Origin of the sequence: Branchiibius cervicis, from assembly GCF_042661605.1 — a bacterium.
In the GTDB taxonomy this organism is placed as follows: domain Bacteria; phylum Actinomycetota; class Actinomycetes; order Actinomycetales; family Dermatophilaceae; genus Branchiibius; species Branchiibius cervicis.
Genome location: NZ_JBHSWJ010000002.1, coordinates 803,550 through 828,283, shown reverse-complemented (window position 1 = coordinate 828,283; position 24,734 = coordinate 803,550). Strand labels below are relative to the sequence as shown.

24 protein-coding genes, 1 pseudogene and 1 riboswitch are annotated in these 24,734 nt (G+C 66.7%); of the genes and pseudogenes, 13 read left to right on the top strand and 12 right to left on the bottom strand.

The window, feature by feature from the left end:
- Positions 1-58 precede the first annotated feature (58 nt).
- From ACFQBT_RS04595 to ACFQBT_RS04575, 5 genes are all read right to left on the bottom strand, one after another.
- The gene (locus ACFQBT_RS04595; protein WP_377820735.1) at positions 59-829 is read right to left on the bottom strand and encodes a class I SAM-dependent methyltransferase; all 771 of its coding nucleotides are present in this window, start codon (positions 827-829) and stop codon (positions 59-61) included.
- Between the two features lie 38 nt (positions 830-867).
- Complete coding sequence (locus tag ACFQBT_RS04590; RefSeq protein WP_377820733.1) at positions 868-2,097, bottom strand: polysaccharide biosynthesis protein; 1,230 nt, start codon at positions 2,095-2,097, stop codon at positions 868-870.
- 63 nt (positions 2,098-2,160) lie between these two features.
- Positions 2,161-3,354 carry an Nramp family divalent metal transporter gene (locus ACFQBT_RS04585; RefSeq protein ID WP_377820731.1) on the bottom strand — a complete coding sequence of 398 codons (1,194 nt, stop codon included), beginning with the start codon at positions 3,352-3,354 and terminating at the stop codon, positions 2,161-2,163.
- Positions 3,351-4,334, bottom strand: a complete 984-nt coding sequence (locus ACFQBT_RS04580) for a ribonucleotide-diphosphate reductase subunit beta (protein WP_377820730.1) — start codon at positions 4,332-4,334, stop codon at positions 3,351-3,353. The genes ACFQBT_RS04585 and ACFQBT_RS04580 overlap by 4 nt, the downstream gene beginning before the upstream one ends.
- A gap of 58 nt (positions 4,335-4,392) precedes the next feature.
- Complete coding sequence (locus tag ACFQBT_RS04575) at positions 4,393-6,864, bottom strand: ribonucleoside-diphosphate reductase subunit alpha (protein WP_377820729.1); 2,472 nt, start codon at positions 6,862-6,864, stop codon at positions 4,393-4,395.
- Between the two features lie 125 nt (positions 6,865-6,989).
- A riboswitch (cobalamin riboswitch) is annotated at positions 6,990-7,198 on the bottom strand.
- Positions 7,199-7,477: 279 nt separating this feature from the next.
- On the opposite strand from ACFQBT_RS04575, the gene ACFQBT_RS04570 reads away from it, so the two are divergent.
- From ACFQBT_RS04570 to mctP, 8 genes are all read left to right on the top strand, one after another.
- A complete protein-coding gene (locus ACFQBT_RS04570) occupies positions 7,478-8,302 on the top strand; it encodes a DUF559 domain-containing protein (protein ID WP_377820727.1) in 825 nt (274 codons plus the stop codon).
- A 253-nt stretch (positions 8,303-8,555) separates the two neighbouring features.
- Entirely contained in the window at positions 8,556-9,476 is a 921-nt protein-coding gene (locus ACFQBT_RS04565; protein ID WP_377820725.1) for an ABC transporter substrate-binding protein, read from the top strand.
- Positions 9,477-9,480: 4 nt separating this feature from the next.
- Complete coding sequence (locus tag ACFQBT_RS04560) at positions 9,481-10,422, top strand: amino acid ABC transporter permease (RefSeq protein WP_377820723.1); 942 nt, start codon at positions 9,481-9,483, stop codon at positions 10,420-10,422.
- A gap of 1 nt (position 10,423) precedes the next feature.
- Complete coding sequence (locus ACFQBT_RS04555) at positions 10,424-11,248, top strand: amino acid ABC transporter ATP-binding protein (protein WP_377820721.1); 825 nt, start codon at positions 10,424-10,426, stop codon at positions 11,246-11,248.
- A complete protein-coding gene (locus tag ACFQBT_RS04550) occupies positions 11,245-11,559 on the top strand; it encodes a S24/S26 family peptidase (RefSeq protein ID WP_377820719.1) in 315 nt (104 codons plus the stop codon). Before ACFQBT_RS04555 ends, ACFQBT_RS04550 begins: the two co-directional genes overlap by 4 nt.
- Before the next feature lie 110 nt (positions 11,560-11,669).
- Positions 11,670-12,071, top strand: coding sequence for a superoxide dismutase, Ni (sodN, locus tag ACFQBT_RS04545; protein ID WP_291520309.1), 402 nt, complete (start codon positions 11,670-11,672; stop codon positions 12,069-12,071).
- Positions 12,072-12,264: 193 nt separating this feature from the next.
- Entirely contained in the window at positions 12,265-12,576 is a 312-nt protein-coding gene (locus ACFQBT_RS04540) for a DUF3311 domain-containing protein (RefSeq protein ID WP_377820717.1), read from the top strand.
- Positions 12,573-14,267: a monocarboxylate uptake permease MctP gene (mctP, locus tag ACFQBT_RS04535; RefSeq protein ID WP_377820715.1), complete on the top strand. Its 1,695-nt coding sequence runs from the start codon at positions 12,573-12,575 to the stop codon at positions 14,265-14,267. The genes ACFQBT_RS04540 and mctP overlap by 4 nt, the downstream gene beginning before the upstream one ends.
- A 31-nt stretch (positions 14,268-14,298) precedes the next feature.
- Here mctP and ACFQBT_RS04530 read toward each other — a convergent pair whose 3' ends face one another.
- The 3 genes and pseudogenes from ACFQBT_RS04530 to ACFQBT_RS04520 all read right to left on the bottom strand — a co-directional run.
- Entirely contained in the window at positions 14,299-15,576 is a 1,278-nt protein-coding gene (locus ACFQBT_RS04530; protein ID WP_377820713.1) for an HD-GYP domain-containing protein, read from the bottom strand.
- 5 nt (positions 15,577-15,581) lie between these two features.
- Positions 15,582-15,728: a hypothetical protein gene (locus ACFQBT_RS04525; protein ID WP_377825582.1), complete on the bottom strand. Its 147-nt coding sequence runs from the start codon at positions 15,726-15,728 to the stop codon at positions 15,582-15,584.
- A gap of 84 nt (positions 15,729-15,812) precedes the next feature.
- A pseudogene (locus ACFQBT_RS04520) lies at positions 15,813-15,986 on the bottom strand (HD-GYP domain-containing protein); the annotation flags it as partial.
- 1,411 nt (positions 15,987-17,397) lie between these two features.
- On the opposite strand from ACFQBT_RS04520, the gene ACFQBT_RS04515 reads away from it, so the two are divergent.
- Positions 17,398-17,472 carry a 50S ribosomal protein bL37 gene (locus ACFQBT_RS04515; RefSeq protein WP_371327687.1) on the top strand — a complete coding sequence of 25 codons (75 nt, stop codon included), beginning with the start codon at positions 17,398-17,400 and terminating at the stop codon, positions 17,470-17,472.
- A 59-nt stretch (positions 17,473-17,531) separates the two neighbouring features.
- On the opposite strand, the gene rsrA is transcribed toward ACFQBT_RS04515, so the two are convergent.
- Together rsrA and ACFQBT_RS04505 are read right to left on the bottom strand one after the other, a co-directional pair.
- Positions 17,532-17,819 carry a mycothiol system anti-sigma-R factor gene (rsrA, locus tag ACFQBT_RS04510; RefSeq protein WP_377820711.1) on the bottom strand — a complete coding sequence of 96 codons (288 nt, stop codon included), beginning with the start codon at positions 17,817-17,819 and terminating at the stop codon, positions 17,532-17,534.
- Positions 17,816-18,556, bottom strand: a complete 741-nt coding sequence (locus ACFQBT_RS04505) for a sigma-70 family RNA polymerase sigma factor (protein ID WP_377820710.1) — start codon at positions 18,554-18,556, stop codon at positions 17,816-17,818. Before ACFQBT_RS04505 ends, rsrA begins: the two co-directional genes overlap by 4 nt.
- Before the next feature lie 95 nt (positions 18,557-18,651).
- Here ACFQBT_RS04505 and ACFQBT_RS04500 point away from each other — a divergent pair, with 95 nt between their 5' ends.
- Complete coding sequence (locus ACFQBT_RS04500) at positions 18,652-19,200, top strand: ferritin (protein ID WP_377820708.1); 549 nt, start codon at positions 18,652-18,654, stop codon at positions 19,198-19,200.
- On the opposite strand, the gene ACFQBT_RS04495 is transcribed toward ACFQBT_RS04500, so the two are convergent.
- Both ACFQBT_RS04495 and ACFQBT_RS04490 read right to left on the bottom strand, forming a co-directional pair.
- Positions 19,168-19,794: an alpha/beta hydrolase family protein gene (locus ACFQBT_RS04495; protein ID WP_377820706.1), complete on the bottom strand. Its 627-nt coding sequence runs from the start codon at positions 19,792-19,794 to the stop codon at positions 19,168-19,170. The two genes, ACFQBT_RS04500 and ACFQBT_RS04495, sit on opposite strands and share 33 nt — an antisense overlap.
- Entirely contained in the window at positions 19,791-20,609 is an 819-nt protein-coding gene (locus ACFQBT_RS04490) for an SOS response-associated peptidase (RefSeq protein WP_377820704.1), read from the bottom strand. The genes ACFQBT_RS04495 and ACFQBT_RS04490 overlap by 4 nt, the downstream gene beginning before the upstream one ends.
- 45 nt (positions 20,610-20,654) lie before the next feature.
- On the opposite strand from ACFQBT_RS04490, the gene aroA reads away from it, so the two are divergent.
- From aroA to ACFQBT_RS04475, 3 genes are read left to right on the top strand one after another with little or no spacing between them, the layout of a single operon-like run.
- Positions 20,655-21,953: a 3-phosphoshikimate 1-carboxyvinyltransferase gene (gene aroA, locus ACFQBT_RS04485; protein WP_377820703.1), complete on the top strand. Its 1,299-nt coding sequence runs from the start codon at positions 20,655-20,657 to the stop codon at positions 21,951-21,953.
- A gap of 4 nt (positions 21,954-21,957) precedes the next feature.
- A complete protein-coding gene (gene rsgA / locus ACFQBT_RS04480; protein ID WP_377820701.1) occupies positions 21,958-22,986 on the top strand; it encodes a ribosome small subunit-dependent GTPase A in 1,029 nt (342 codons plus the stop codon).
- Between the two features lie 3 nt (positions 22,987-22,989).
- Positions 22,990-24,723, top strand: a complete 1,734-nt coding sequence (locus ACFQBT_RS04475) for an FUSC family protein (protein ID WP_377820699.1) — start codon at positions 22,990-22,992, stop codon at positions 24,721-24,723.
- Positions 24,724-24,734: the final 11 nt, after the last annotated feature.

Sequence of the window (24,734 nt, the reverse complement as noted above, 5' to 3'; positions counted from 1 at the left end):
AGGGACCAGCCCTCGACCCTTCTGCGGATCACGCCCGAATCGACTCCCGGCGGAAGGACTAGCTAAGCCTTTGATACGCCTTCGTGATGAGTGCGCTGCGTTCGGCAAGGCCTCGCATGTTCTTGGGACGTGTAGCAATGGAGACCACCGGAGAGGACACAAACTCCTGCTCACGCACCAACCACCGCCGTCGCGGGGTGGCGCGCTCGAGCAGCCTTGCGTAGTACTCCTGGGCGGCGGGCTCCCGCGCGAGCAGCACCTTGTTGAAGGCGATCGCAAATGGACGAAGGCCGGAACCATCGGCCAGATAGGAAAGAGTCCCCTCGGCGACTCCGGGCCACGAGCCGTTGAACACGTCGTCGGCGATGACGATACCGCGCTCCGTGCACGCCGCCTCGGCCAACTTCAGGTCCGAATGCACGATCTCTTTGGTGTGGCCACCGTCGACACTGAACAGGCGAGCTCCCGCAGGTAAATCGGCAGCGAGTTGGTCGCGGGTGATCGTGGTGGAATCAGCCTCACGGACAACGAGGGTCTGCGGCATGCCCCACCGCTTCACGTTCGCGACGAACCGTTCGCGGTCCCCCGAACCCGACCGATCGATGTTGAGATCCTGAGCACCGAAGACATCCACTGCCAGGGATGGACCCGTGGGCGACAACAGTTGCAGTGCGATGAAGAGCTTTCCGTGGTGAACGCCGATCTCCGCCACGCCACCGCCATCCGCGGGTTCTCCGTCCAGCACCATCGCGAGGACGTCGAGGGCGTGAGGAGCTAACCAGCCTCGGACTGAACGAATCCCTACGAATCGGTAAGTTGCGAAGGACATGGACGCATCGTAGGGGGTTGAACTCCGCTTGCGGCGCCTCAGTATCGGGTTTCCACAGCAGAGGGTGCGCGCCGGGCCGAGCGCCGCAGCCAGCACCACTGAATCACGACCCCGACCGCCTCCGCAGCTGCTTCGATTGCGACAGCCCCGCTGGGGCCGAATCGCAGCGCCGCGAAACCAATGGTCGACAAGACAATGACGGCCGCCGGAACGATCGCGGCGGTCAGGTAGTTGGCTTGCCCGGTCGCGACCATGCTCAATCCCAGACCCATCGAGGTGCAGATGATGGCCAGAAGCAGTCCCGACCATGCGGCGACCGGGTACGGGATGTCCACCGCGCCGGAGAACATCAGTCGGCTGACGCTGGGGGCCAGTGCGGCGTAGAGCAGACCGCTGACCACGCCCATCAGCAGGCAGAGTCGCTGGGCGGTCCGGATTCGGTGCGCGCGCTCAACGGCGGGGGCACCGCCGATCCAGCTCTGCAACCGCGCGGGCACCGAGTACAACACGAGGACGCCCATCCGCATCAGTCGCTCGGTTGCCGCGAAAACCGCCGTTGATCCGGGGGCGACCAGTTGAACCAGCGTGACGGGCAGGCCGGTGTAGATGGCGCTGATGGCCCGGCCGGACCCCATGATCAGCTGCCCGCGCGCCGCAGCAGGACCGGCCAGCCAGTCCGCTCTGGTCAGTCGCGAGCTCGGACCGATGATGCGTCCGGCAATGACCAGCGTGGCCGGCATGGACAGCCACATCAGCAGGCTGTAAGCAATGAACGGAGCGCCGTGTGAGATAGCCACCGCAGCGACGACTGAGATCACGATCCTCGGCAGCGATTCCGACCACAACACTGCCACCGGCCGGCCGACGCCCACGAAGTACCACTGCGGTGTCATCGCCTGTGCCGCCGCCGCTCCCGCCAGCACCGCTGCCGGACCGGCGTAGTCACCAACCAGCAGCCAGGTCAGGGCACTGGCCAGGATCACTCCGGGGATGACAGTGATGGGTCGCGACGTCAGTGAGAGCCGGTACTGCTCGTCGGCATCGTGCCGGGACATCCCCGCCACTCGCTGAGGGCCGACCACTCCCCAACCCATCTCCGTCGCGACGGCAATGGCGCCGCCGAGCGACTGGGCCAACGCCATTGCGGTCCAGCCTGAGGCGCCGAACCGGGCGGTGACGGCGGGGATGACGAGCAGCGGCGACAGGAACCCTGCTGCCGGAATCAGGAGATAGAGCACCATCTCGCGCGCCTGGCGCCTGCGACCCATAGCGCAGATGATTGTGCCGCAGGTCCTATCCCCACGCAGCGCCTCTCCCGCATGCTGCCTTGTTTACGATCCGAAGGTTACGGCCACCAGGACGACGTTGAGCGTTCCGACCGCCGCCGCGACGCCCCACGCGAAGACCTTCATCGCCGGCCCGTTCACCCGGTCCCCCATCAGCCGCCGGTCCGACGTCAGCCGCACCAACGGGATCAGCGCGGCCAGGATCCCCAGGGACAGAACCACCTGGGAGCACAACAGACCGGTGACCGGTGAGACACCCAGGACGATCAGGGCGACAGCCGGGACGAGGGTCACCGCTCGTCGTAGATAGGGCGAGATCCGTTTGCGAAGGAGCCCCGTCATGATGATCTCGCCAGCGGCCGTGCCCACCGCGGTCGAGGTCAGTCCCGAGAGCAGCAGAGCCACGAGGAACGCCCACATCGCACCCCGCCCGACCCGGTCGGAGACGGCCGCGGCGATACTGCCGAAGTCACCGTCCTGCTGCCCGTGCAGAGCACCCGCACCGAAGAGCAGCATCGACACGTTCACGCCACCGGCGAGAACCATCGCCTTGGCGACCTGGCTGCGTTGCGTGCTCGGCGACTCCCGCTGCCGGGCGCTCAGGCCGGAATGCAGATAGATCGCGTGCGGCATGATCGTCGCGCCGACGATAGCGGCCGCGATCAGCACCTCGTCGGTTTGCTGAAGACGCGGCACCAACCCCTCCATCGCGGACCCGACCGACGGTGGCGCGGCGGCCATCCCGAGGACGAACGCGCCGCCGATGATCAGCATCGAAAGGACCGCGAGCCGCTCCAGGGATGCCGGGCCCTGCCGGTCACGTACGGCGAGGATCACCAGTCCCAGACCGCCGGCGAGGACCGCCGCGGGGAGCATGGGCAGCCCGAAGAGCAGATGCAGCGCTACGGCAGCTCCGATGACCTCGGCGAGATCCGTTGCCATCGCTACCATTTCGGCCTGCGCCCAATAAGCTCCCCGGCCGGTGCGACCGAGCCGGTCGCGCATCAACTCCGGCAGGGAGTGCCCGGTGACGCTGCCCAGCTTCCCCGATAGATACTGCATCGGCGCAGCGACCGCGCTCGCGCAGACGACAACCCACAGCAGGGCGTACCCGAACCGAGCCCCCGCGGAGGTGTTGGCTGCGATGTTGCCCGGATCGACGTACGCAATGGCGGCGACGAACGCCGGTCCGAGGGTGAGGCTGCCCCTGCGCGGAAGGCGCAGGGGCAGCACGGTCATGAGCCGACCTTCGCGTCCACCTCGTAGCTGGTGTTGATCGACTCGAAGAAGTTGACCAACTGCAGCGTGTCGTTCGCCGTTGCCATCCATTTGGCCGGATTGCTGACGCCCCAATGGGGTTCGAAGCCCAGCTCCTCCAACCGCCGGTCGGCGAGGTACTGCACGTAGGTGTTGATGTAGTCGGCGTTCAGCCCGAGGATGCCGCGCGGCAACAGGTCCCGGTTGTAGGCCGACTCCATCTCGACCCCGTCCAGGATCATCTGGCGGATCTCCTCGGCGAACTCCTCGGTCTGCAGGTCCGGGTTCTCATCCAGCACGGTCAGGATGAGATTGATCCCGAACTTCAGGTGCAGGGACTCATCCCGCACGATCCAGTCGATCAACGAACCGAAATTGCGCAGCAGGTTGCGCTGCCGGAAGCTCAGCGCCACCATGAACCCGCTGTAGAACCAGATCCCCTCCAGCACAACGTTGTACGCCACCAGGTTGCGCACGAAGTCCCGCTTGCCCTCGGTGGTCGTGATGTCCAGCTGCGTCGAGGCCATCCGCTCGATGAACTTCACCTCGAAGGCCTCCTTCGCGGCCATCGACGGGATGTCCACGTGAGCGGCATACGCCTCGTCGCGATCGATGGGGAACGTCTCCAGCACGTACTCGAACGCCATGCAGTGGTTGGCCTCCTCCCACATCTGTTTGGCCAGGTAGAGGTGACCCTCCGGCGCATTGATGTAGGGGTAGACCCCGAAGGCCAGCGCCTTGTTGACCAGCAGCTCGTTGGGGTTGAAGTAGCTCATTAAGAAGGTGACCGCGTGACGCTCCTCGGCGGTCATCCGCTCGAAGTCGGCCAGGTCCTCCCCCAGCTGGACCTCATGCGGGAACCACGTGTTGGCGACCGCCTGGTTGTACAGGTCGTAGGCCCACTGATAGCGGATCGGCTTGAGTAGCAAGCCGTCCTGGATACCGGTTCCAAGAATTGTCATTGGCATGCCTCGCAGTTCAAGAGTTCTTGCGGGTCGGTCGGGCAGACCAACCCTTCGATCAATTCGGGTGCGTCGATCGCCGGCTCGTCGGCCACCGCCACCACCGCGGGGGCGGGTCCAGGACGACGGCGGCCGGGGCCGCGGGGCTCGCGGCGCTTCGCTTGGCGAAGCCGAAGCCGCCGCCGGTGCGCCCTGTGCTCTCGGCCTTATTGACCTTCACGGTCGACTGCTCGGCGGTGTGCCGCGGCTTCATGTGCAGGTAGTAGGTGGTCTTCACACCCTTGCGCCACGCGTCGAGGTAGAGGTCGGCCATCACCCCGATATCCCGCGACTCGAGGTAGATGTTGCGGCTGATGGCCTGGTCAATCCATTTCTGCGCTCGCGAGGCGATGACCAGGTAGGCGTCCGGCGGCAGCTGGAACGACGTCTGATAGGTTTCTAACAGATCCTCCGGGATACCGGGTACGGCGGCCAGGTCGCCCTGGGCGCGCAGCAACTCCTCACGAACCTGCTCCCACAGACCGCGCTCCTGCAGGGCGGCCACCAGGTTGCGGTTGACCTCCAGGAACTTCCCGGCCGACGTGGCCCGCGAGAACAATTGAGAGAACTGCGGGTCAAGACCGGGAGTCGTGCCGGCGACCAGACCAATGGATGCAGTCGGTGCGATGGCCATCAAGGTGGCGTTGCGGATGCCGCCTTTCACTTTGCTGCGCAGGGCGTCCCAGTCCAGGCGCGCCGTACGGTCGACCTCGACCTCAACCCCGCGACGCTGCTCGAGGACCGCAAGGGTGTCGAACGGCACCAGTCCTTTCGACCAACCGGAGCCTTCGAAGTTGGCGTAGGCACCGCGCTCGGCGGCCAGGTCGCAGGAGGCGTCGATGGCGTGCCAGGAGATGAACTCGGTCACCTCGTCGATCAGCTCGGCCGCCTGCGGTGACGCGTAGGACAGCCCCAGCCGCTCCACCACGTCGGTAAAGCCCATCAGACCCAGGCCGATCGCGCGGTTCTGGCTGTTGGAGTGTTCCGACTGCGACACAGAGGATTTGGTGATGTCGATCAGGTTGTCCAACTGCCGCACGGCTAGTCGCGTCGACTCGGCGAGCCGGTCCCAATCCCACTCACCGTCGATGAGGTGCCGCGACAGGTTGATCGAGGCCAGGTTGCACACGGACACGTTGTCCCGGTCCTGCGGCAAGGTGATCTCGGTGCACAGGTTGCTCAGGTGGATGGTGCCGGTGTTGTCATTCAGGGCGCGCTGGTTGATGGTGTCCTTCCACGTCAGCCACGGGTGGGAGGTCGTCTGCAGAGACACCAGGATGGCCTTCCACTGCTCCTTCGCACGGATCTTGCGGAAGGATCGCAGGCCGCCTCGCTCGGCGAGAGCCACGTACTCGGCGTACCGACGGGAGAAGTCATCGCCGACCAACTCGACCAGATCAGGGGTCTCCAACGGGTCGAAGAGATACCAATCGTCATCGGCGACAACGCGTTTCATGAACTCATCACTGATCCAGACCGCGGTGTTGGCGGTGCGCGTGCGCCGGTAGGGGTCGCCGGCGTTCTGTCGTAGATCGAGGAACTGCGGGAAGTCCAGGTGCCAGTTCTCCATGTAAAAGCACAGTGCGCCGAACTTCTTGCCGCCACGGGACACCGCACGCAGGATCGAATCAATGGTGTGCATGAAGGGGATAGGCCCGGTGGACGCGGTGTTGTTGGACCGGATCGGACTACCTTCGGAGCGCAGCTTTGTGACCGAAAGACCAATGCCACCAGTACCTTTGGTCAGCCACATCACGTCACGCATCGACGTGGCGATGTGCTCGATGTCGTCGTCCATCTGCATCACGAAGCAGTTGCTCAGCTGCGGGGTCTGCGTACCTGCGTTCACCAGCGTCGATCCGGCGGCCAAGTAATCCAGTGAGGCCATCTTGCGGTAGAAGCCGATGGCCGCCTTGGTGGGTTCGGCTTCGTTCACCGACAGACCCATGGCCACGCGCATCCAGAAGTAGGCCGGCACCTCCATCGGGCTGCGGCGCGCGTCGGTGGCCATGTAACGGTTGCGAAGAGTCACGATGCCGATGTAACGCAGGCCCTCATCGAGGCTCGGGTCCAGCGCTGCGGCAAGGGATTCCAGGTCGTAGGTGCTGGCGAGGCGCTTGTCGAACAGACCGTCCTCGACCCCTTCCCGGATATAGCCCGGGAAACGCGCCTGGTGCAGGAGGGCCAGCTCCGTACCGGTCTCGAAGTCGCCGAGCACCTTCTTGTAGATCGTCTTCAGCAGCAGCCGGCTCGCGATCACGTCGAAGTCGGGATCGTCCTTGACGTTCTGCACCGCCACGTTGATGGCAGCCTCGTCCAGCTGCTGGGTGGTGATGCCGTCGAAGAGCGTGATCGCCAGCTCCGAGGCGATCTGCATGGTCTTGGCCATCGCGTCGGGCAGCCCATCGGCCGCCCGCTCGATCGCCCGGTTGATGCGATCGGCGTCGTACGGCTCGCGTGTGCCGTCGCGTTTGGTGACGTGAAGTGTCACAGGCTGGATCCCTTCCCTCGAAGTCACTCACCGGCGCACAGGGAGAGGGGAAGGTACGGCGACACCCAGGGCATCGGCGTACCTCACCGGCTCGTCCCACGAGAGCCGCGAGCACCCCACCGCAGGCTGCGGCAAGGGCAATGGCAGGTCTTCGGACTTGTGACTGTGCTCTTGACAGAGCGCCTACCGGCCGTCGCTTCCCAGGTCCTGGACCCAGTGCTGATGACGGCTTTCGTCCTCACTCACCGCTGCGGGGCAGTGCCGGAATCACACCGGCTTCCCTCTTGCCCCTCCCCGGTGTTCGCCGGGGAGGACCACTGCGTGCGCCACACTATCTAGGGGTTACAGCGCTGGCAACCCCTAGATGCTGTGTTTCGGCGTGTCGAATGACATGAATGTCATTTGCGCAGGTCACAGCCCCAAGCCCGCCCTTGCCCGCCTGCCCACCGATTCTGAGGTGATGGAGGTTGCTGAGGTGGTGTAGGGGAAAAGGGACCTCAGAACGCGCGATTGCCTCAGAATCGGTCGTCGTGAACCTGGCCGTGCGGGAGATATCCACAGCGCGCCGTCCCTGCGCGAGCTCCATCACGGCCGAAGCCGCGATGGTGAACCCATGCACGTGCGCGAAGAGATCTATCGACACGGCGGCATCCTGCCCACCCGCGCGTTGCGGGCGGCCGGCTTCAGCGATCACGCCATCCGCCGCGCATTGGCCGACCACCAGATCTACCGGGTTCGCAAGGGCTGGGTCGCGCTGCCCGAGGTCGATCGCGCCGTGGTCGTTGCCGTCCGGGCGCACGGTGTCCTCACCTGCATCAGCGAAGCTGCGCGTCGCGGGCTGTGGGTGATGTCCGATGGCCGGGTGCACGTTGCCGCTGCTCCGCACGCCGGCGGGATTCGATCCGACGGCTGCGTCGTCCATTGGGGTGCAGCCGCGCTGCCGCGTCATCCCGATGCTGCTGTGGACTCCCTGGAGAACAGTCTGCTGTTGATCGCAGGGTGCCAGACCCACGAAAATGCCGTCGCTGCCTGGGAATCCGCGATCCGGAAGGGTCTGACCACTCCAGAGGTCATGAGCCGCCTGCCGATGACTGCGCGGACTCGGGCCATCCTGGATGTCGTCCGGCCGTGGTCCGACTCAGGCCTCGAGTCGTTTGCGATGAGTCGCCTGCGGTTCCTGAGGGTGGCCGTACGGCAGCAGATCGTGATCGCGGGCAAACCCGTCGACTTCCTCATCGGGGACCGGCTGGTATTCCAGATCGATGGAGGCCATCACGTCGGTGATCAACGCAGCAGGGACATCGCGCACGATGCTCTGCTCACGACGATGGGTTACACCGTCATCCGCGTCAGTTACGACCAGATGGTCAACGACTGGCCGGCGGTGCAGCACCGAATCATGCGGGCCATCGCACAGCGGCTCCATCTCGCCGCTTGACCTGCGCCACCGTTGTGAAGGAGAGGTTTCTGAGGAGATCGCGGATTCTGAGGGATCCACGCCCGGGCCAGGTCCTCCACAATGTCGAATTCCTCAGAATCGTCGGTGGGAGGCTGGGACAAGGATGGGAAGTCGCCGGGAAGGTGTTACGGGCAGATCACAAACCAGCGCGGCGACCCTCCACCGGCACGGCAGGATGTCAGGATCGGGGAACGACCGTCACGGTCGATGTGCCGATAGTCAAGGAGCAGCAATGCGCAGCATCACCAAAGCCTCGGGCCTAGGGGCCGTTACCGCGGTCGCACTCATGACCGCGCTGTCCGCGTGTGGGTCCGACAGCCTGAACACCGGCTCGACCGGCACCAACTCGCCGACGGCCAGCGTGACCACCGGCGGCGCTGACGCGAGCCTGGCCTCGATGGTCCCCGCCGACATCAAGGCCAAGGGCACGCTGACCGTGGGTTCGGACGCCAGCTACGCCCCGAACGAGTACCTCCAGGGCGGCACCACCGTCGTCGGGATGGATGTCGACCTCTTCAACGCCGCCCTGGCCAAGCTGGGCCTGAAAGCCAACTGGCAGAACGGCAACTTCGACACGCTGATCCTGGGCGTCACGTCCGGCAAGTACGACGCCGCGGCCTCGTCCTTCACCATCAACGCCGACCGGATGAAGCAGGTCAACATGATCAGCTATTTCACCGCCGGCAGCCAGTGGGTCACCACCAAGGGCAACCCCAACAAGGTCGACCCGGACAACGCCTGCGGTCTGACCGTGGGTGTACAGAAGGGCACGGTGCAGGTCGATGACCTGACCGCCCGCAGCAAGAAGTGCCGGGAGTCGGGCAAGGAGGTCATCACCCAGGTCGTCGAGCAGGACCAGTCCAAGGTGACCGCGGACCTGGTCAGCGGCAAGGTGCAGGCGATGGTGGCCGACTCCCCTGTCGCGCTCTATGCGGTGAAGCAGACCGGCGACAAGCTGGAAGCAGTCGGCAAGATCTACGACTCCGCGCCCTACGGCATCGTGGTGAAGAAGGACGCCACGGACTTCGCCAAGGCGATCGCCGCGGCCTTCACCGCGATGGAGAAGGACGGCAGCTACAAGCAGATCCTGGCCAAGTGGGGCCAGGAGTCCGGTGCGATCACCACCTTCGAGGTCAACCCCAGTGTCAGTTGACCCTGTGAACACCACCGACCGGCCGGGCGAGATCAACGCCCGGCCGGTCCGGCATCCGTGGCGCTGGGTGGCGCTCGCCGTCATCGCCGTGCTGGTGGCGATGATGATCTCCTCCTTCGTCACCAACCCCGCCTGGGACTGGGGATTCGTCGCCACGGTGATGAACTACCGTCCCGTCTTGCAGGGCCTGCTGCGCGGAACCATCGTCGGCACGATCGGCGCCATGATCCTGGGCATCGTCGGCGGGGTGCTGCTGGCGATCATGCGACTGTCGGACAACCCGGTGCTGCGCGGCGTCGCCTTCGTCTATACCTGGTTCTTCCGGGCCATCCCCCGCCTGGTGCTCCTGGTGATGCTGGGTAGTGGACTGGCAGTCCTCTATCCGCATCTGGACATCGGCTTCCCGTTCGCCCAGCAGCTGTTCGGCACCGACAACCCGTTGATGGTCGGGACCATCCAGGTCAACAAGATCTCCAACACCATCATCATCGGCATCATCGGTCTGGGCCTCTCCGAGGCGGCGTACATGGCCGAGATCGCTCGTGCCGGGATCCAGTCGGTCGACCCCGGCCAAGCGGAGGCCGCCAAAGCGATCGGCATGAGCAACGCAAAGACCATGCGCCGGATCACCCTGCCGCAGGCGATGCGGGTCATCGTGCCGCCGACCGGCAACGAGACCATCGCCATGGTGAAGGACACCTCGCTGTTGTCGGCGGTGCCGATCATCGTCGAGTTGTGGTTCCAGGTCACCCAGGTGGCCAGTAACACCTACCGGATCATGCCGGCGTACGTCGCGGGCGTCATCTGGTACCTCATCGTCTGCTCGATCCTGATGATCGGCCAGTCCTACCTGGAGCGCTACTTCGGCCGGGGCTTCGGCACCGGCCCAGCGGCTGGGGCCACCAAGAGCCGCTTGCGGTTGAACTTCATCGGAGGCGACCACTGAGATGACGACGACGACCGACGCACCGCTGGTGAAAGCGCTCAATGTCACCAAGTCGTTCCACCACACCGAAGTGCTCAAGGGCATCGACATGGACGTGCACTCCGGCGAGGTGGTCTGCTTGCTCGGCCCGTCCGGGTCGGGCAAGACCACCTTCCTGCGGTGCATCAACCAGCTGGAGACCATCAACGGCGGACGCATCTGGGTCGACGGCGAACTCATGGGGTACGACGACCGCGACGGCACGCTGTTCCGCTTGAACGACAAGCGGATTGCCCAGCAGCGCGGCGAGATCGGGATGGTCTTCCAACGCTTCAACCTCTTCCCGCACAAGACGGCGTTGCAGAACGTCGCGGAGGGGCCGATCCACGTGCAGAAGCGGCCGAAGGCCGAAGCGCTCAAGGAAGCCCGTGAGTTGCTGGATCGCGTCGGGCTCGCCGACCGCGCCGACCACTACCCCGCGCAACTGTCCGGCGGCCAGCAGCAGCGGGTCGCGATCGCGCGAGCACTGGCGATGAAGCCCAAGCTCATGCTTTTCGACGAACCCACCTCGGCCCTCGACCCCGAGTTGGTCGGCGAAGTGCTGGACGTGATGCGCGAGCTGGCCGACGCCGGGATGACGATGATCGTGGTCACCCACGAGATCTCGTTCGCCCGCGACGTCGCCGACCGGGTTGTCTTCATGGACGGTGGTGTGGTCGTCGAGGAAGGACCGTCCAAGGAGGTCATCGCCCGTCCGCAGCATGAGCGGACCAAGACCTTCCTGCGCCGGATCCTGGCCGAGCAGCACGAGACCCCCGTGCCGGTGGCCGACCCCGCCGACGGGTGAGCCTGCCGTTCGGCATCGCCGTCGTGCGCGGCACCTCCATGGAGCCGACGTACGTCGAGGGCGACCGTCTGGTGGTGCACTACGGCCAGCGGGTGCACCCTGGCCGGCCCCACGTCGTACGCCTGCCGGAGGGCCCGGACGGGCCGCGCCCTGTCGCAGTCAAACGGATCACCCGGCGGGAGCCGGACGGACGGTGGTGGCTGAGCGCGGACAATCCGGCCGGCACCGACTCCCGGCAGTTCGGTGCGGTACCGGCCGGATCGGTGATCGGTGTGGTGCTAGGACGCCTGCCGCGACGCCGTCGCATCTGACGCCCGGGTGTAGGTGCGCCTTACGAAGCTCGCGGGCGCGGGGGTAGTTTCGACGTAGCGGACCCGCTCAACGCGGGGTCCGGCAACCCGAGCCAACGAAAGGACGCCACATGCTTCGCAAGCTGTTCGCCCCCACCATCGAGGTCAGTGCGCACTGCGACCTGCCGTGCGGGGTGTACGACCCGGCCCAGGCCAAGATCGAGGCCGAGTCCATCAAGGGCATCTGCGAGAAGGTCGCCGGCAACGACGACCCCGACTTCCGCACCCGCGCCCTGATCATCAAGGAGCAGCGCTCCGAGTTGGTCAAGCACCACCTGTGGGTGCTGTGGACCGACTACTTCAAGCCGCCGCACTTCGAGAAGTACCCCCAGCTGCACACCCTGGTCAACGAGGCCACCAAGCTGGCCGGCGCCACCGGCACCAAGGGCGCGCTGGACGTCGAGACGGCCGACAAGTTGCTGGCCAAAATCGACGAGATCGCCGACATCTTCTGGGAGACCAAGAAGGCCTGACGCAGTCGCTTCGAAACCGCCGCCGATCCCGTGGATCGGCGGCGGTTTTTCATCGTTCGCACCATCCTTCGGCACGCTATCTAACACGCCGATCGAGTTGAACCACGTGACGGCGGTCACGCGCTACGTTGATCGATGGCCGCGGACGTCAGCGCGGCCGAGAGCCAGCATCGATGTCGGAGGGTGCCCATTCATGTCTGAATCCGAACCATTGACAACCACACCGGATCCGAATGCCGCACCACCGGCCCGGCGCGATCTGCAGATCCTGATGGCCATCTTCCTGATCATCCCGTTGCTCGCCCTCATCCCCGTGGGCTGGTACTCGCGGGAGGATCCCAAACTCGGCAGCTTCCCGTTCTTCTTCTGGTACCAGATGCTCTGGGTCTTCCTGACCGCCATCTGCACCTCGATCGCCTACGTGTTGTCCAAGAAGGCGAGACCGCGGCAGCCGATCGCCGAACGCACCCTGGGCGCGGACGACCACCAGGCGGGTGAGCTGTGAACACCCTTGTCGCAGCAGCGAATCCGTCTGCACCAAACACCGGAGTCAACGGTGTTGCCCTGGCCATCCTGATCATCTTCTTCCTGATCGTGACCGTGCTGGGCTTCCTGGCCGCACGCTGGCGGCGCGGTGACCACCTGGACTCCCTGGACGAATGGGGCCTGGGCGGAAGGTCGTTCGGCACCTGGATCACGTGGTTCCTGATCGGCGGAGACATCTACACGGCGTACACCTTCATCGCGGTCCCGGCCGCCATGTTCGCCACGGGCGTCGTCGGCGGCTTCTTCTCGATCCCGTACACGATCGTCCTCTACCCGATGATCTTCTGGTTCATGTCGCGACTGTGGTCGGTCAGCCACCGCCACGGTTACGTCACCTCCGCCGACTTCGTCCGCGGACGTTACGGATCGCGCGGGTTGTCGCTGGCGATCGCCATCACCGGGTTCGTGGCGACCATGCCCTACATCGCGCTGCAACTGGTCGGCATCCAGGCGGTCCTGGAGGTCCTCGGTGTCGGCGGCGGCGGCAACTGGTTCGTGCGGGACCTGCCGTTGTTCATCGCCTTCATCGTGCTGGCGGCATACACCTACTCCAGCGGTCTGCGAGCGCCGGCGATCATCGCGTTCGTCAAGGACATCCTGATCTACCTGGTCGTGATCGTCGCGATCATCTGGTTGCCCAGCAAGATCGGCGGCTGGGACCACATCTTCTCCTCAGCCGAGACCAAGATGAACGCTCCGAGCAAGGCGGACCCGAGCAAACCCACCGGAACGTTCCTGGTGCCACCGGCGCAGAACTGGGCCTACGTGACGCTGGCCTTCGGCTCGGCGATGGCGCTGTTCATGTACCCCCACTCGGTCACCGCTGCGCTGTCTTCCAAGAGCCGCAACACGATTCGAAAGAACGCGGCGATCCTGCCGGCGTACTCCTTCGTGCTGGCGCTACTGGCGCTGCTCGGCTGGGTTGCCATCGCGGCCAAGACCAAGCCGATCGGCCTGGACGGCAAGGCCAACCCGCAGTTGGCGATCCCCCAGCTGTTCGAGGACCAGTTCCCCAGCTGGTTCGCCGGAGTCGCCTTCGCCGCCATCGCTATCGGCGCGCTGGTGCCCGCGGCGATCATGTCGATCGCCGCCGCCAACACCTTCACCCGCAACATCTACAAGGAGTGGATCAAACCCGACGCCACGGCCGTACAGGAGGCGAAGGTATCCAAGCTGGTGTCGCTGATCGTCAAGGTCTTCGCGGTGGCCTTCGTCCTGGGCATGGACAAGCAGAACGCGATCAACCTGCAGCTGTTGGGCGGTATCTGGATCCTGCAGACCTTCCCGACCATCGTGGCCGGACTGTTCACCCGGTGGTTCCATCGGTGGGCGCTACTGGCCGGCTGGGCCGTCGGGATGATCTACGGCACGTGGAAGGCGTACGGCGTGGCGAGCGCGGCTACCTCCCACTTCGGCGGGTCGACCGCGATCATGCCGATCATCGGCAAACTGGGCTACATCGGGATGACCGCGATCGTTCTGAACTTCGTGGTCGCAGCCGTACTCACGCTCATCTTCCGCGCTACCAACGTGCCTGACGGTAAGGACTCGACGGTGCCGGCGGACTACTTCGCCGACAGCGACGATCCCAAGGTGCGCGCCTACAACCCGGACCCGTTCGCCGACGAAGCCGAACCCGACCGGGCCTGACCTGAGGTGGGTACGCCACGGCGTACCCACCTCAGTTCTTCGACACCTCGCCGCCGAGTTCGGCCATCAACGCGTCGATGACCCGGGGGTCGTACTCATACCCCAGCCCGAGGTAGAGCCGCTCGACAGCCAGCGAGTGTCGACCGGGCTCCCCCGCCAGGTGATCGACGTAGGCGTTGCAGACCTTGATGATCCGGCTGCCCAGCGGGATCTGCGCGCCTTCGATCACTTCCATGTGGTACGGCGTGGCCTGGGCGTCCAGGAGGGTCGCCACCGACTCCATCCGGCCTGTGCGCCGGACGATGCCAGCGCCGGCTTCGGCGATCGCACGTTGGTCAAGCGGCGCTGCTTCGGTGGTCGCACCGTCCGGAATGGGCCGGTCCAGCGACACCTGACCTATGTCGTGCAGGAGGGCCGCGTCTTCGAGGACGCTCAGCTGCCGGGGGCTCAGGTCCAATCGCATCCCGACCGATCGGCACAGTTGCGCGACCTGTCGCGAATGGCCGGGGCGGGTGTAGCCGGCGACTTCGGTCAGCCGGGCCAGTGCCGCGACGGTCTGCCGGCGGGTGGTTCGTTGGCGTTCCTGCTGGTGGATGGCAAAGCGCATGAGCACCAGGGGAAAGGCGATCAGCGGCACCGCGAGCACGCCCAGCGCGCTGGTGCCGAGCGCGATGGCTACCGCGGAGCCGATACACGCGGCACCGACGGGCACCTGCACCAGCACCGTTTCCGTCAGCACCATCGTCGCCTGGGTCGGCAGGGCGTTCAGCAGCAACACCACCAGCCACAGAAGGCCCGGGGCAGCTGCGCAGCCGAGCATGATCAGCATCGTCTGCCACGTGTAGGTGCCGTGATGCGGGACCGCGTTGAACAACAGCGCCGTGATCGCCGCCGAGATCAGGATCGCGCAGCGCACGGGCCAGCGCACCCGCACGACACCCGCCGCACGAGCCAGCAGACCACCGGCTGCGAGGCCGATCGCAACCGTCAACAGGATCACACCGTTGCCGAATCCGACCTGGTAGAACGTCGCGTGCTCGAGCGGACCGAGGGATGGCCAGGTGACCACCATCCCCATGGCCAACGCCACGGCGATGCTCGCCGGTGCCACCACGACGCCGGCTCCCGGCAGTCGTACGTCGAGCAGACTGCTGAGCGTCATCCAGAGGGCGAACCCGCCCAGCAGTTCCAGGTCGGTCACCGAGAGAGCTTCGATGTGGTGCATGGCCGAGATCACCGACCACACCAGAATCACCGCGACCGCGGTGAGCAGGACTGCCCTCAGGGCGAGGTCCCGCGATCGCACCATACGCCTCATCGTCCGAGCGGCTCCGATCCCTCACGCGGCCGATGCGCGGCGCGGTCCTGGGCGGCGGCGATGGCGTCGGAGGCGGCCGGCAGATCGTGGTCGAATCCGGATTGGACCACGATGCGGCCCTCGACCGTCGGCAACGTGCTCACCACCGACTCGAAGGCGTGCACACAGGCCGGGTCGAGCTGGGACCCGGCGTGCTCCCACAAGACGGGTACCGCTGCTGCCGGCTCGCCGCCCAACTCCACGGATACGGCATAACCGGTCGCGGCGACCGCGACGATACGGGCGAGCAGCGGGATCGCCGCACCCGCCAACCGGTCGGGATACCCGCGACCGTCCCACCGTTCGTGGTGATGCAGGATCGCCGTCGCCGACCGGTTGAGGAAGTCGATTCCCTCCACCATCCGCACCCCCGCTCGGGGTGGGACAGCAACCGCTCCATATCCGAGCCGGCCAGGTCGATGCCCCCCGCACCGACCACGAAGCGGTGTGGCGCGGGCCTGACCTGATCGGGACTGGCCAGTCCGACATCGTGCAACCAGGCTGCGAACCGCAGCGACTCGAGCTCTTCGTCGGATAGTCCGAAACTCTCGCCCATGGCGATGGCGATGGCGGCGATCTGTGCGCCGCGGCCCTCCAGCACCGGATCGCGCGCTTCGAGCGCCGCCACCAGCGTCTCCACCGTTCGCTGCTGGGTACTCTGCTCGGCCGCTTGCTCCCGGAACGACCATTGGGCCAGCAGGAGTGGTGCCGCCATCAAAACGACCGTCGCGCCCCCGAGCCTCACCGGCGCCCAGAGCACCGCAATCACGAAGCCGACCAGGCCGTAACCCAGGTAACGCAACCACGACCCGCGAATCATGTCCGTCAGCGTGCGACGCAGGTTGGCCGGCGAGGTCAGGACGATCATCCCCGCCACGAGCGCCACGTTGAAGACGAAGAGCACGACGATGGCCACGATGAGCGGCCCAAGGCCGTGCACCAGGAGCCACAAGGGCGACTGCTGTTGACTGACCAGAATCCGGCCCCCGACGAGGCCGTAGGCACACGCCGCGATCACGCTGGCCAATCCCGTCGAGCCCCCGTTGAACGCCCGGGCGATCGGACGCCAGTGCACCGGGCTGAGCAGGGTGCCCAGGCCGCCGACGACCAGCGCGCCCCACGGACCGAGCAGCGCGATCGCAGCAGCGATGAGGATGGACGTCACCGAGATGGTCGATGCGCTGCGCCATTTGGACGTGTTCCATTGCGCCAGCAGGGCCAGCGCCAGGAAGGTGATGGTGGGCAGCGGATCGGGCGGATCGATACGGCCGACCGCCAAGACGGCCACGACAGCGGCAAGGGTCAGGTAGATCCCGGTGACGTAGGTGCGCCGGGGCGTGAAAAGGGCACGGACCAGCCCGAAGGACTGGTCCGTGCGGCTGAGGTTTTACCCGATGTCAGGGCAGTCCTCAGGCGTCAGGGTCCCACGTGATCACGTGCGGGCTCACGGTCGCTGCGCCACCGCCGAACCATCCGGACCAAATTGAGAACCACGAGGCGAGATTCCGACCCATATCGATCTTCCTTCCTTGCTACTCGAGGCGGCGCCCCCAGCACCGGCCTACCCGCGAATCGCGGGTTCGATGTCCGCGCGGACTGCGAACACCACTACGCCTATAGTGACAGAACTTGACCCTTTGCGGGTGTGGTCACTACAGGAAAGTTCACCCCCTATACCAAGATTCCACTATCATCCGCCCAAACCGGCCCGATTCGGCTCAGACGCCACCCCTATGTCACGATGGTGGATCAGAACCTTTGAAGGAGACCGGTATGAGCAAGCGCGCCCGCAAGCGTCGCAGCCGCAAGGGCAAGGCCGCCAACCACGGCCACAAGCCCAACGCCTGAGACCCAGCAGCAGAAAGAAGCCCCCGGCCGTGGCCGGGGCTTCTTTCTGTCATCAGCTCTTACTCGACGTCGGTGACCGTCGTGACCGTAGTCGCCCGTAACGACTGACCGTCGGTTGCGAAGGTGCTGATCCGGGTGAGGATCTGGGCCCGGAGCGTGCTGGGCGCCTGCTCGCACTGGCACGATCGACGTACCAGAGCCTTCAGCAGCGCATCGCGCTCGTACTCACTCAGGCAGGACGGGCATTGCACCAGGTGTGATTTGAGACGCTCGCACTCGCCCGCGGACAGCTCGCCGTCCACGTAGGCGTCGAGCAATTCGTACAGCTCTGCGCACTCTCGGCTCACGACCCAGCCTCCTCGTCGCGCACGAAGCCGCGCTCGCGCGCGTAATCCTCCAGTAGTTCGCGCAACTGACGCCGGCCACGGTGCAACCGGGACATCACCGTGCCGATCGGGGTGTCCATGATCTCGGCGATCTCCTTGTAGGAGAAGCCTTCGACGTCGGCGAGGTAGACCGCCAAACGGAAGTCCTCAGGCACCTGCTGCAGCGCCGCCTTCACGTCGCTGTCCGGGAGGTGGTCCAGAGCCTCGGTCTCGGCCGAGCGCAATCCGGACGAGGAGTGCGACGCGGCACGGTGCAGCTGGTAGTCCTCCACCTCCGAGGCATCGGACTGCTGCGGCTCACGCTGCTTCTTGCGGTAGGTGTTGATGTAGGTGTTGGTCAGGATCCGGTAGAGCCAGGCCTTGAGGTTCGTGCCCGGCTTGTACTGGTGGAACGCGGCGAACGCCTTGGCGAACGTCTCCTGCACCAGGTCCTCGGCGTCGGTGGGGTTGCGCGTCGTGCGCAAGGCGGCGCTGTAAAGCTGGTCCAGGTAGGGCATCGCATCGCGTTCGAACCGCTCGATGCGCTCTGCGGGGGTCTCCGCGGCAACGTCCAGCCCGGCCGGGTCGCGCACGACGGCCTCGTCCGGTACATCCTCCTGCGGCGCTTGCGCCGGCTGCTGATCCGTGTGAGTCATTACCTTCCAGGGTAGTCGGGTCCCTCGACGGGCCAACTCGGGCGTTCGGGTGGCAACCAGCATGTGAGGGGTAACGCCCGGCGGCGGGCCTGCATTCCGCGCCGTAGCCGCTGCGTTCAGGAGTGCAGCAGCCCACCCCTACGGATACTCTCGCCGCTATGACCTCTGAGACGACCTCCCGTTTCCGCGACCTGCTGACCGAACAGATCCGCCATGAATTCACCGCCAGCCAGCAGTACGTCGCGATCGCCGTCTGGTTCGACGACAAGGACCTGCCCCGCCTGGCGGCCCACTTCTACGCGCAGTCGGTCGAGGAACGCAACCACGCGATGATGATCGTGCAGTACGTGCTCGACCGTGACTGGCCGGTCAGCATCCCCGGTGTCGATGAGGTCCGGAACGACTTCACCTCGATCACCGAGCCCATCGCGCTGGCCCTGGCCCAGGAGAAGACGGTCACCGACCAGATCGAGGCGATCTTTCGCGCGGCACGCGACGCAGGTGACGTACTCGGCGAGCAGTTCATGCTGTGGTTCCTCAAGGAGCAGGTCGAAGAGGTCGCTTCGATGAACACGCTGCTGACCGTCGCCGAGCGCTGCAAGGACGAATCCGACTGGTTCCAGATCGAAGAACACCTCGCGCGCGAGACCGTCGGTGACGGCGGCGGGGACGCCTCAGCGCCCGAGGCCGCCGGGGGCGCACTCTAACCAGTCCCGCACAGCGGCCACCACGTCCTGCGGGTCCTTGGTGAAGCCGTGGTCGCCGCGGGCGGGGCGGACCGTCGCGGTGGGTACCGCCGCGCTCACCTCCTGCGGTGTGCCGAACGGATCACGCTGCCCCTGTACGACCAACAGCGGCACGCCGACCTGCCGCCCTTCGTCGGCCCTTGACTTCTCGGGGTGGCCGGGTGGATGCAGCGGGAACGCGAGCGCCAGCACACCGTCCGCGCCGACGGCGGCCGCGGTGCGACACGCGACCCGCGCTCCCGCCGACCGGCCTCCGGTGATCCACGGCCCGGTGAGACGCCGCCGGCCGTCGTACAGTGCGGCGATGATCGGGATCCACGCTGCATCAAGGGTTTTCGGCGCGGGAGCGATCTTCTTACCGGCGACGCGCCACGGTTGTTCGACCAGCACGTAGTTCCAGCCGTCGCCGACCAGGGCCGTCAACGCGACCAGATCGGGTGCGTCGATGCCACCGCCGGCGCCGTGGCTGAGGACCACCGTGCCGCGCGGATCCGCCGCCCGCCGGATGTGCGCCCGGGCCGGTCCGACCGGAGTCTCGATCCGGGTGAGGCTCACGCCAGGATCTCCCCGGTCTCCGGGTCCACGACGCCGTGCAGTTCAGAGCGCGGAACCGGGTCCAGCAAGCCGGGCCCGTTGCTGCGGGATGAGGACACCGCGGTGCTCACCGGCCACGCCTCGAACCGGCCGGCGGGCTGGGCGGTGAGCACTCGGCGTACGTCATCGGGATCGGTCACCGCAGGATCCAGCCAGGTGCTCCAGTCGGCGCGATCCAGCACTACGGGCTGGCGGTCGTGGATCCGGTCCAGGCCGGGCTCGGCGGCGGTGGTGATGATCGTGAAGGTGACCAGCCACGCGTCGGGGTCGTCGTCGGCCAGGGTGCGGTCCCGCCAGAACTCGTAGAGCCCGGCGAAGGCCAGCAGGTCCTCATCGGCCCGGCGCGTATAGAACGGCTGCTTACGCGGTTTGCCCTTGGCGTCGGTCTGCGTCGGACTTGCCTGCCACTCATACCAACCCGAGGCGGGCACCAGACACCGGCGCGCGCCGGCCGCTTTGGCGTAGGCACCCTTGTCGAAGAGCGTCTCGGCCCGGGCGTTGATCATCCGGTAGGCGGTCTTGGTGTCCTTGGCCCAGCTCGGCACCAACCCCCACGTGAGCATCCGCAGCTGCCGCAAGGGCTCCTGCTCGACCCGGCGGGTCAGGACGACGGCCGCCTGCTTGGTCGGGGCCATGTTGTAGTCGGGCGCGCCCACCGGTGGCTCCTGCGGGCGGCTGAGGATGGAACGAGTGTGCTCGGCACTGAGATCGGCCTCGATCTCCATCCGCTCCACCAGATCCTCGGGATGGAAACTCGCCGCATAGCGCCCGCACATAGGACAAGAATGCCGCTGTCGGCGCACGCGACTACCGTGGGGCGGGTGAACGCGACGGATCTGCTCACCGACGGTGACTGGGCCGCGCCGCGCGCCGGCGGCCCGTTGGACGCGCGGGTGCGGGTGCCCGGCAGCAAATCCCTCACCAACCGTTTCCTGGTGCTGGCCGCCCTGGCCGGTGACGAGTCGGTGCTGCGGCACCCGTTGCGCTCCCGGGACACCGTGCTGATGGTCGACGCGCTGCGTTCGCTCGGTGCGCACATCACCGACGCCCCCGAGGACTACGGCCACGACGCGTGGCTGGTGCAGCCGGGTCCGATCACCGGCGCGACTCAGATCGACTGCGGGCTGGCCGGCACCGTGATGCGGTTCGTGCCACCGGTCGCCGCGCTGGCCGACGGGACGGTGCGCTTCGATGGGGACGAGGCTGCCCGACGCCGCCCGATGCGTCCTGTCGTGCAGGCGCTGCGCGACCTCGGTGTCGACGTCGAGGGCGACAATCTGCCGATCACGTTGCACGGCAGGGGTGCTGTGCGTGGCGGGACCGTGCGCATCGACGCCTCCGGCTCGTCGCAATTCGTGTCCGCGCTGCTGCTGGCGGGCGCCCGTTACGACGAGGGCATCACCGTGGTGCACGAGGGCAAACCGCTGCCGTCGCTGCCGCACATCGCGATGACCGTCGAGGTGCTGCGCGACGCCGGCGTGCTGGTCGATGACAGCGACGCCAACACGTGGCGGATCGAACCCACCGAGATCAGTGCGCTCGACGTCGAGATCGAGCCGGACCTGTCCAACGCGGCGCCGTTCCTCGCGGCCGCGATGGTGGCCGGTGGCAGCGTGACCATCCCGGGCTGGCCGCACGTGACGACCCAGGGCGGGGACCACCTGCGCGACATCCTGGACATGATGGGCGCCGAGGTGCAACACACCCGTGAGGGACTCACCGTCGCCGGCACCGGCGAGATCCTGGGGGTCGACCTCGACCTGCACGATGCCAGCGAGCTGACCCCGGTCATCGCCGCACTCGCGACCTTGGCCGACTCCCCCACCCACCTGCGCGGGGTCGCCCACATCCGGGGGCACGAGACCGACCGGCTGGCGGCGTTGAGCACCGAGATCAACCGCCTCGGCGGCAGCGCCACCGAGACCGAGGACGGCCTGGTCATCCGGCCGACTCCGTTGCACGGCGGCCTGTTTCGCACGTACGCCGATCACCGGATGGTCATGGCAGCCGCCGTGATCGGTCTGGCGGTGCCCGGTGTGGTGGTCGAGAACATCGCCACCGTCGGTAAGACGATGCCGGAGTTCCCGGCCCTGTGGACGCAGATGCTCGGGGTGGCCTGAGCCGGTGCCGGCGCGCTACGACTACGACGAGAGCGACATCCGTGTGCGCCCCGGGCGCCGCGGAAGCCGGCCGCGCACCAAGGATCGGCCGGCCCACCTCGATGCAGTGATCGCGATGGTCGTGGGCGTCGACCGCGGCCGTTGGACCTGTCTGTACGACGACCGCACCGTCATCGCGATGCGCGCTCGCGAACTGGGCCGCACCAGCATCGTCGTCGGCGACCGGGTCGCCCTCGTCGGTGACACCAGCGGCGATCCGGGGACCCTGGCACGCATCGTGCGGGTCGAACCCCGCACCACGATGCTGCGCCGCACCGCCGACGACACCGACCCGGTGGAGCGGGCCATCGTCGCGAATGCCGATCAGTTGGCCATCGTGACGGCGATCGCGGACCCGACCCCACGGCCACGGATGATCGACCGTTGTCTGGTCGCGGCGTACGACGCGGGGATGGATCCGTTGCTCGTGCTTACCAAGGCCGACCTGGGCGACCCGACCGCATTCCTGCAGGAGTACGTCGCCCTGGATGTCCCGTACGTCGTGACCAACCTGCGCTCGGACCCTCCGGCCGGGCTCGATCAGTTGCGTTCTCGCCTCGGCGGCCGGATGACCGTGCTGGTCGGCCACTCCGGCGTGGGGAAGTCAACTCTGGTGAATGACCTCGTGCCGCAGGCCGATCGGGCCACCGGCCACGTCAACGAGGTCACCGGTCGCGGCCGGCACACCTCCACGTCGACGTCCGCGCTGCCGTTGCCCGGCGGGGGTTGGGTCATCGACACCCCGGGCGTGCGGTCCTTCGGGTTGGCGCACGTCGACCCCGCCCGGATCATCGAACACTTCCCCGATCTGGCCGCCGGCACCGCCGAGTGTCCGCGCGGCTGCACGCACGACGAACCCGACTGCGCCCTGGACGCCTGGGTCGCCGACGGTCACGCGGGGCCTTCCGGTCCAGCCCGGTTGAGATCCTTGCGGCGGTTGCTCAGGTCCCGTCTCGGCACGCCGGATCCCGACGACGCGCCGGCGGAGAACTGACCGATGCCCTGGGCGCTTCCCGACGGCGTCAGCCGGAACCTGATGACCTTCACCCAGGTGAAGAAGGCACCTGGGCGCTGGAAGTTCGCGCTGTCGGCGACCATCTGCACCGCGGTCGCGGTGCTCACGGTCTCGAGTTTCGCCGGGCTCAAGGTGGGTCTGCTCGGCACGACCGGCGCCTTCATCGGGCTGGTCGCACCCGACCGCCCGCCCCGCGCCCGCATCCCGATCCTGACCGGCATGATCGCCTTCTACATCGTCGCGATCGCCATCGGAGCGCTCACCGGCGGGATGCCGGTCCTGCTGACGATCAGCCTGACGGTGATCGCCATGATCGCCGTCCTGGGCTACAACACGCTGGTCGCCGACCCGCCCGGTGCGATGTTCCTGATCCTCGGACCGGCCATCGCGTCGTACGTCGGGCAGCGCCTGCCCCTGCACGAAATCGTGCTCGTGTGCGGTTGCGCCGCAGTGGTGGCCTGCGTGGTGTCCTTGCTGATCACGGTGATTCGCGGTGTCCACCCCGAACGGGACGCCGTCGAGGTGGCGCAGGAGTCCGTCGATGCGTATCTCGCGGCCGGTCCCGAGACCAGCGCTCGCGAGCTGGGGGCGCTGCGGGACGAGGCGTATACCGCGGTGATCAGTGGGGGCATCGTCTTGGAGGATGCGGTGGGGCGCGAACCGCGTCGCAAGGAATGGCGCCGCCTGAACGCGCGACTGCGCCGACTGCACGTGGCCCTGGTCCGCCAGATCCTGCAACGCTCCATCCCGCACGCGAAGGTCGCGGTCCGCACCATGGAGCAGCGTCGCTATCTCGGGCGCCCCAAGACGCAGTACCTGGTGCGATGGGGCTTCTCCCGCTCATCGCTGCCATGGCTGGCTGCTCGGCGCATCGGGGCCGCCATCCTGCTGACCTGCGTCATCGCGTACGGCCTGCAGGTGGAGCAGCCCTACTGGGCGGTGATGACGACCGCCCTGGTGATGTCGCTGAACACCGACCGGCTGTCCCTGACCCACCGCGCTGCCCAGCGTCTGGCCGGCACGATCGTCGGCATCCTGCTCTTCTTCGCGGTGCATTCACTGCATCCGAACGAATACGTCACCTTCGCGATCGTGATGTTGTGCGTCTTCCTGGTCCAGTGGACCGCGGCGATCAACTACGCGATCGCGGCCATGTTCGTGACACCGATGGCGCTGCTGATCACCAGCACGTCCCGGCCGACCGCGAATATCGACACCCTGGTCCGTGACCGGATCGTGGACACCGCGATCGGCGCCTTCGCCTCGATCGTGATCATCTGGCTGACCGGACGGCGCGCGCCGATCATGTTGGCGCGCAGGCAGTTCCGGCGTGGTCTGCGCTCGCTCGAGCGGGTGCTGGTGCTGGCCGCCTCAGGCCGGTGGGCCACCGACGCCGGCTTCGAGGCCCGGCGTGATCTGGCCTTCGAGCAGTTGCAGTGCGCGCACATCCTGTCCCTGGCGCAGACCGACCTGCCCACCCAGATGAAGGACTGGGACCTGGTGGAGCGGCAGTTCAACGAAGCGACCTATCTGGTGCTCGCCGCGTGCTGGACCGACGACCCGCGCCGGTACCTGCGCCTGGAACGGATGGCGGCCGCGCTCCAGCAGATCTTCGCCGACCTCCCGCCGATCAACACCCGCCAGATCGACGCCGTGGCGCTCGCGGACCGGTTGCGGGCAATGTTGCGGATCGGCCTGTCCCGGCCCGCGCGGTGAGGTGCGGGCCG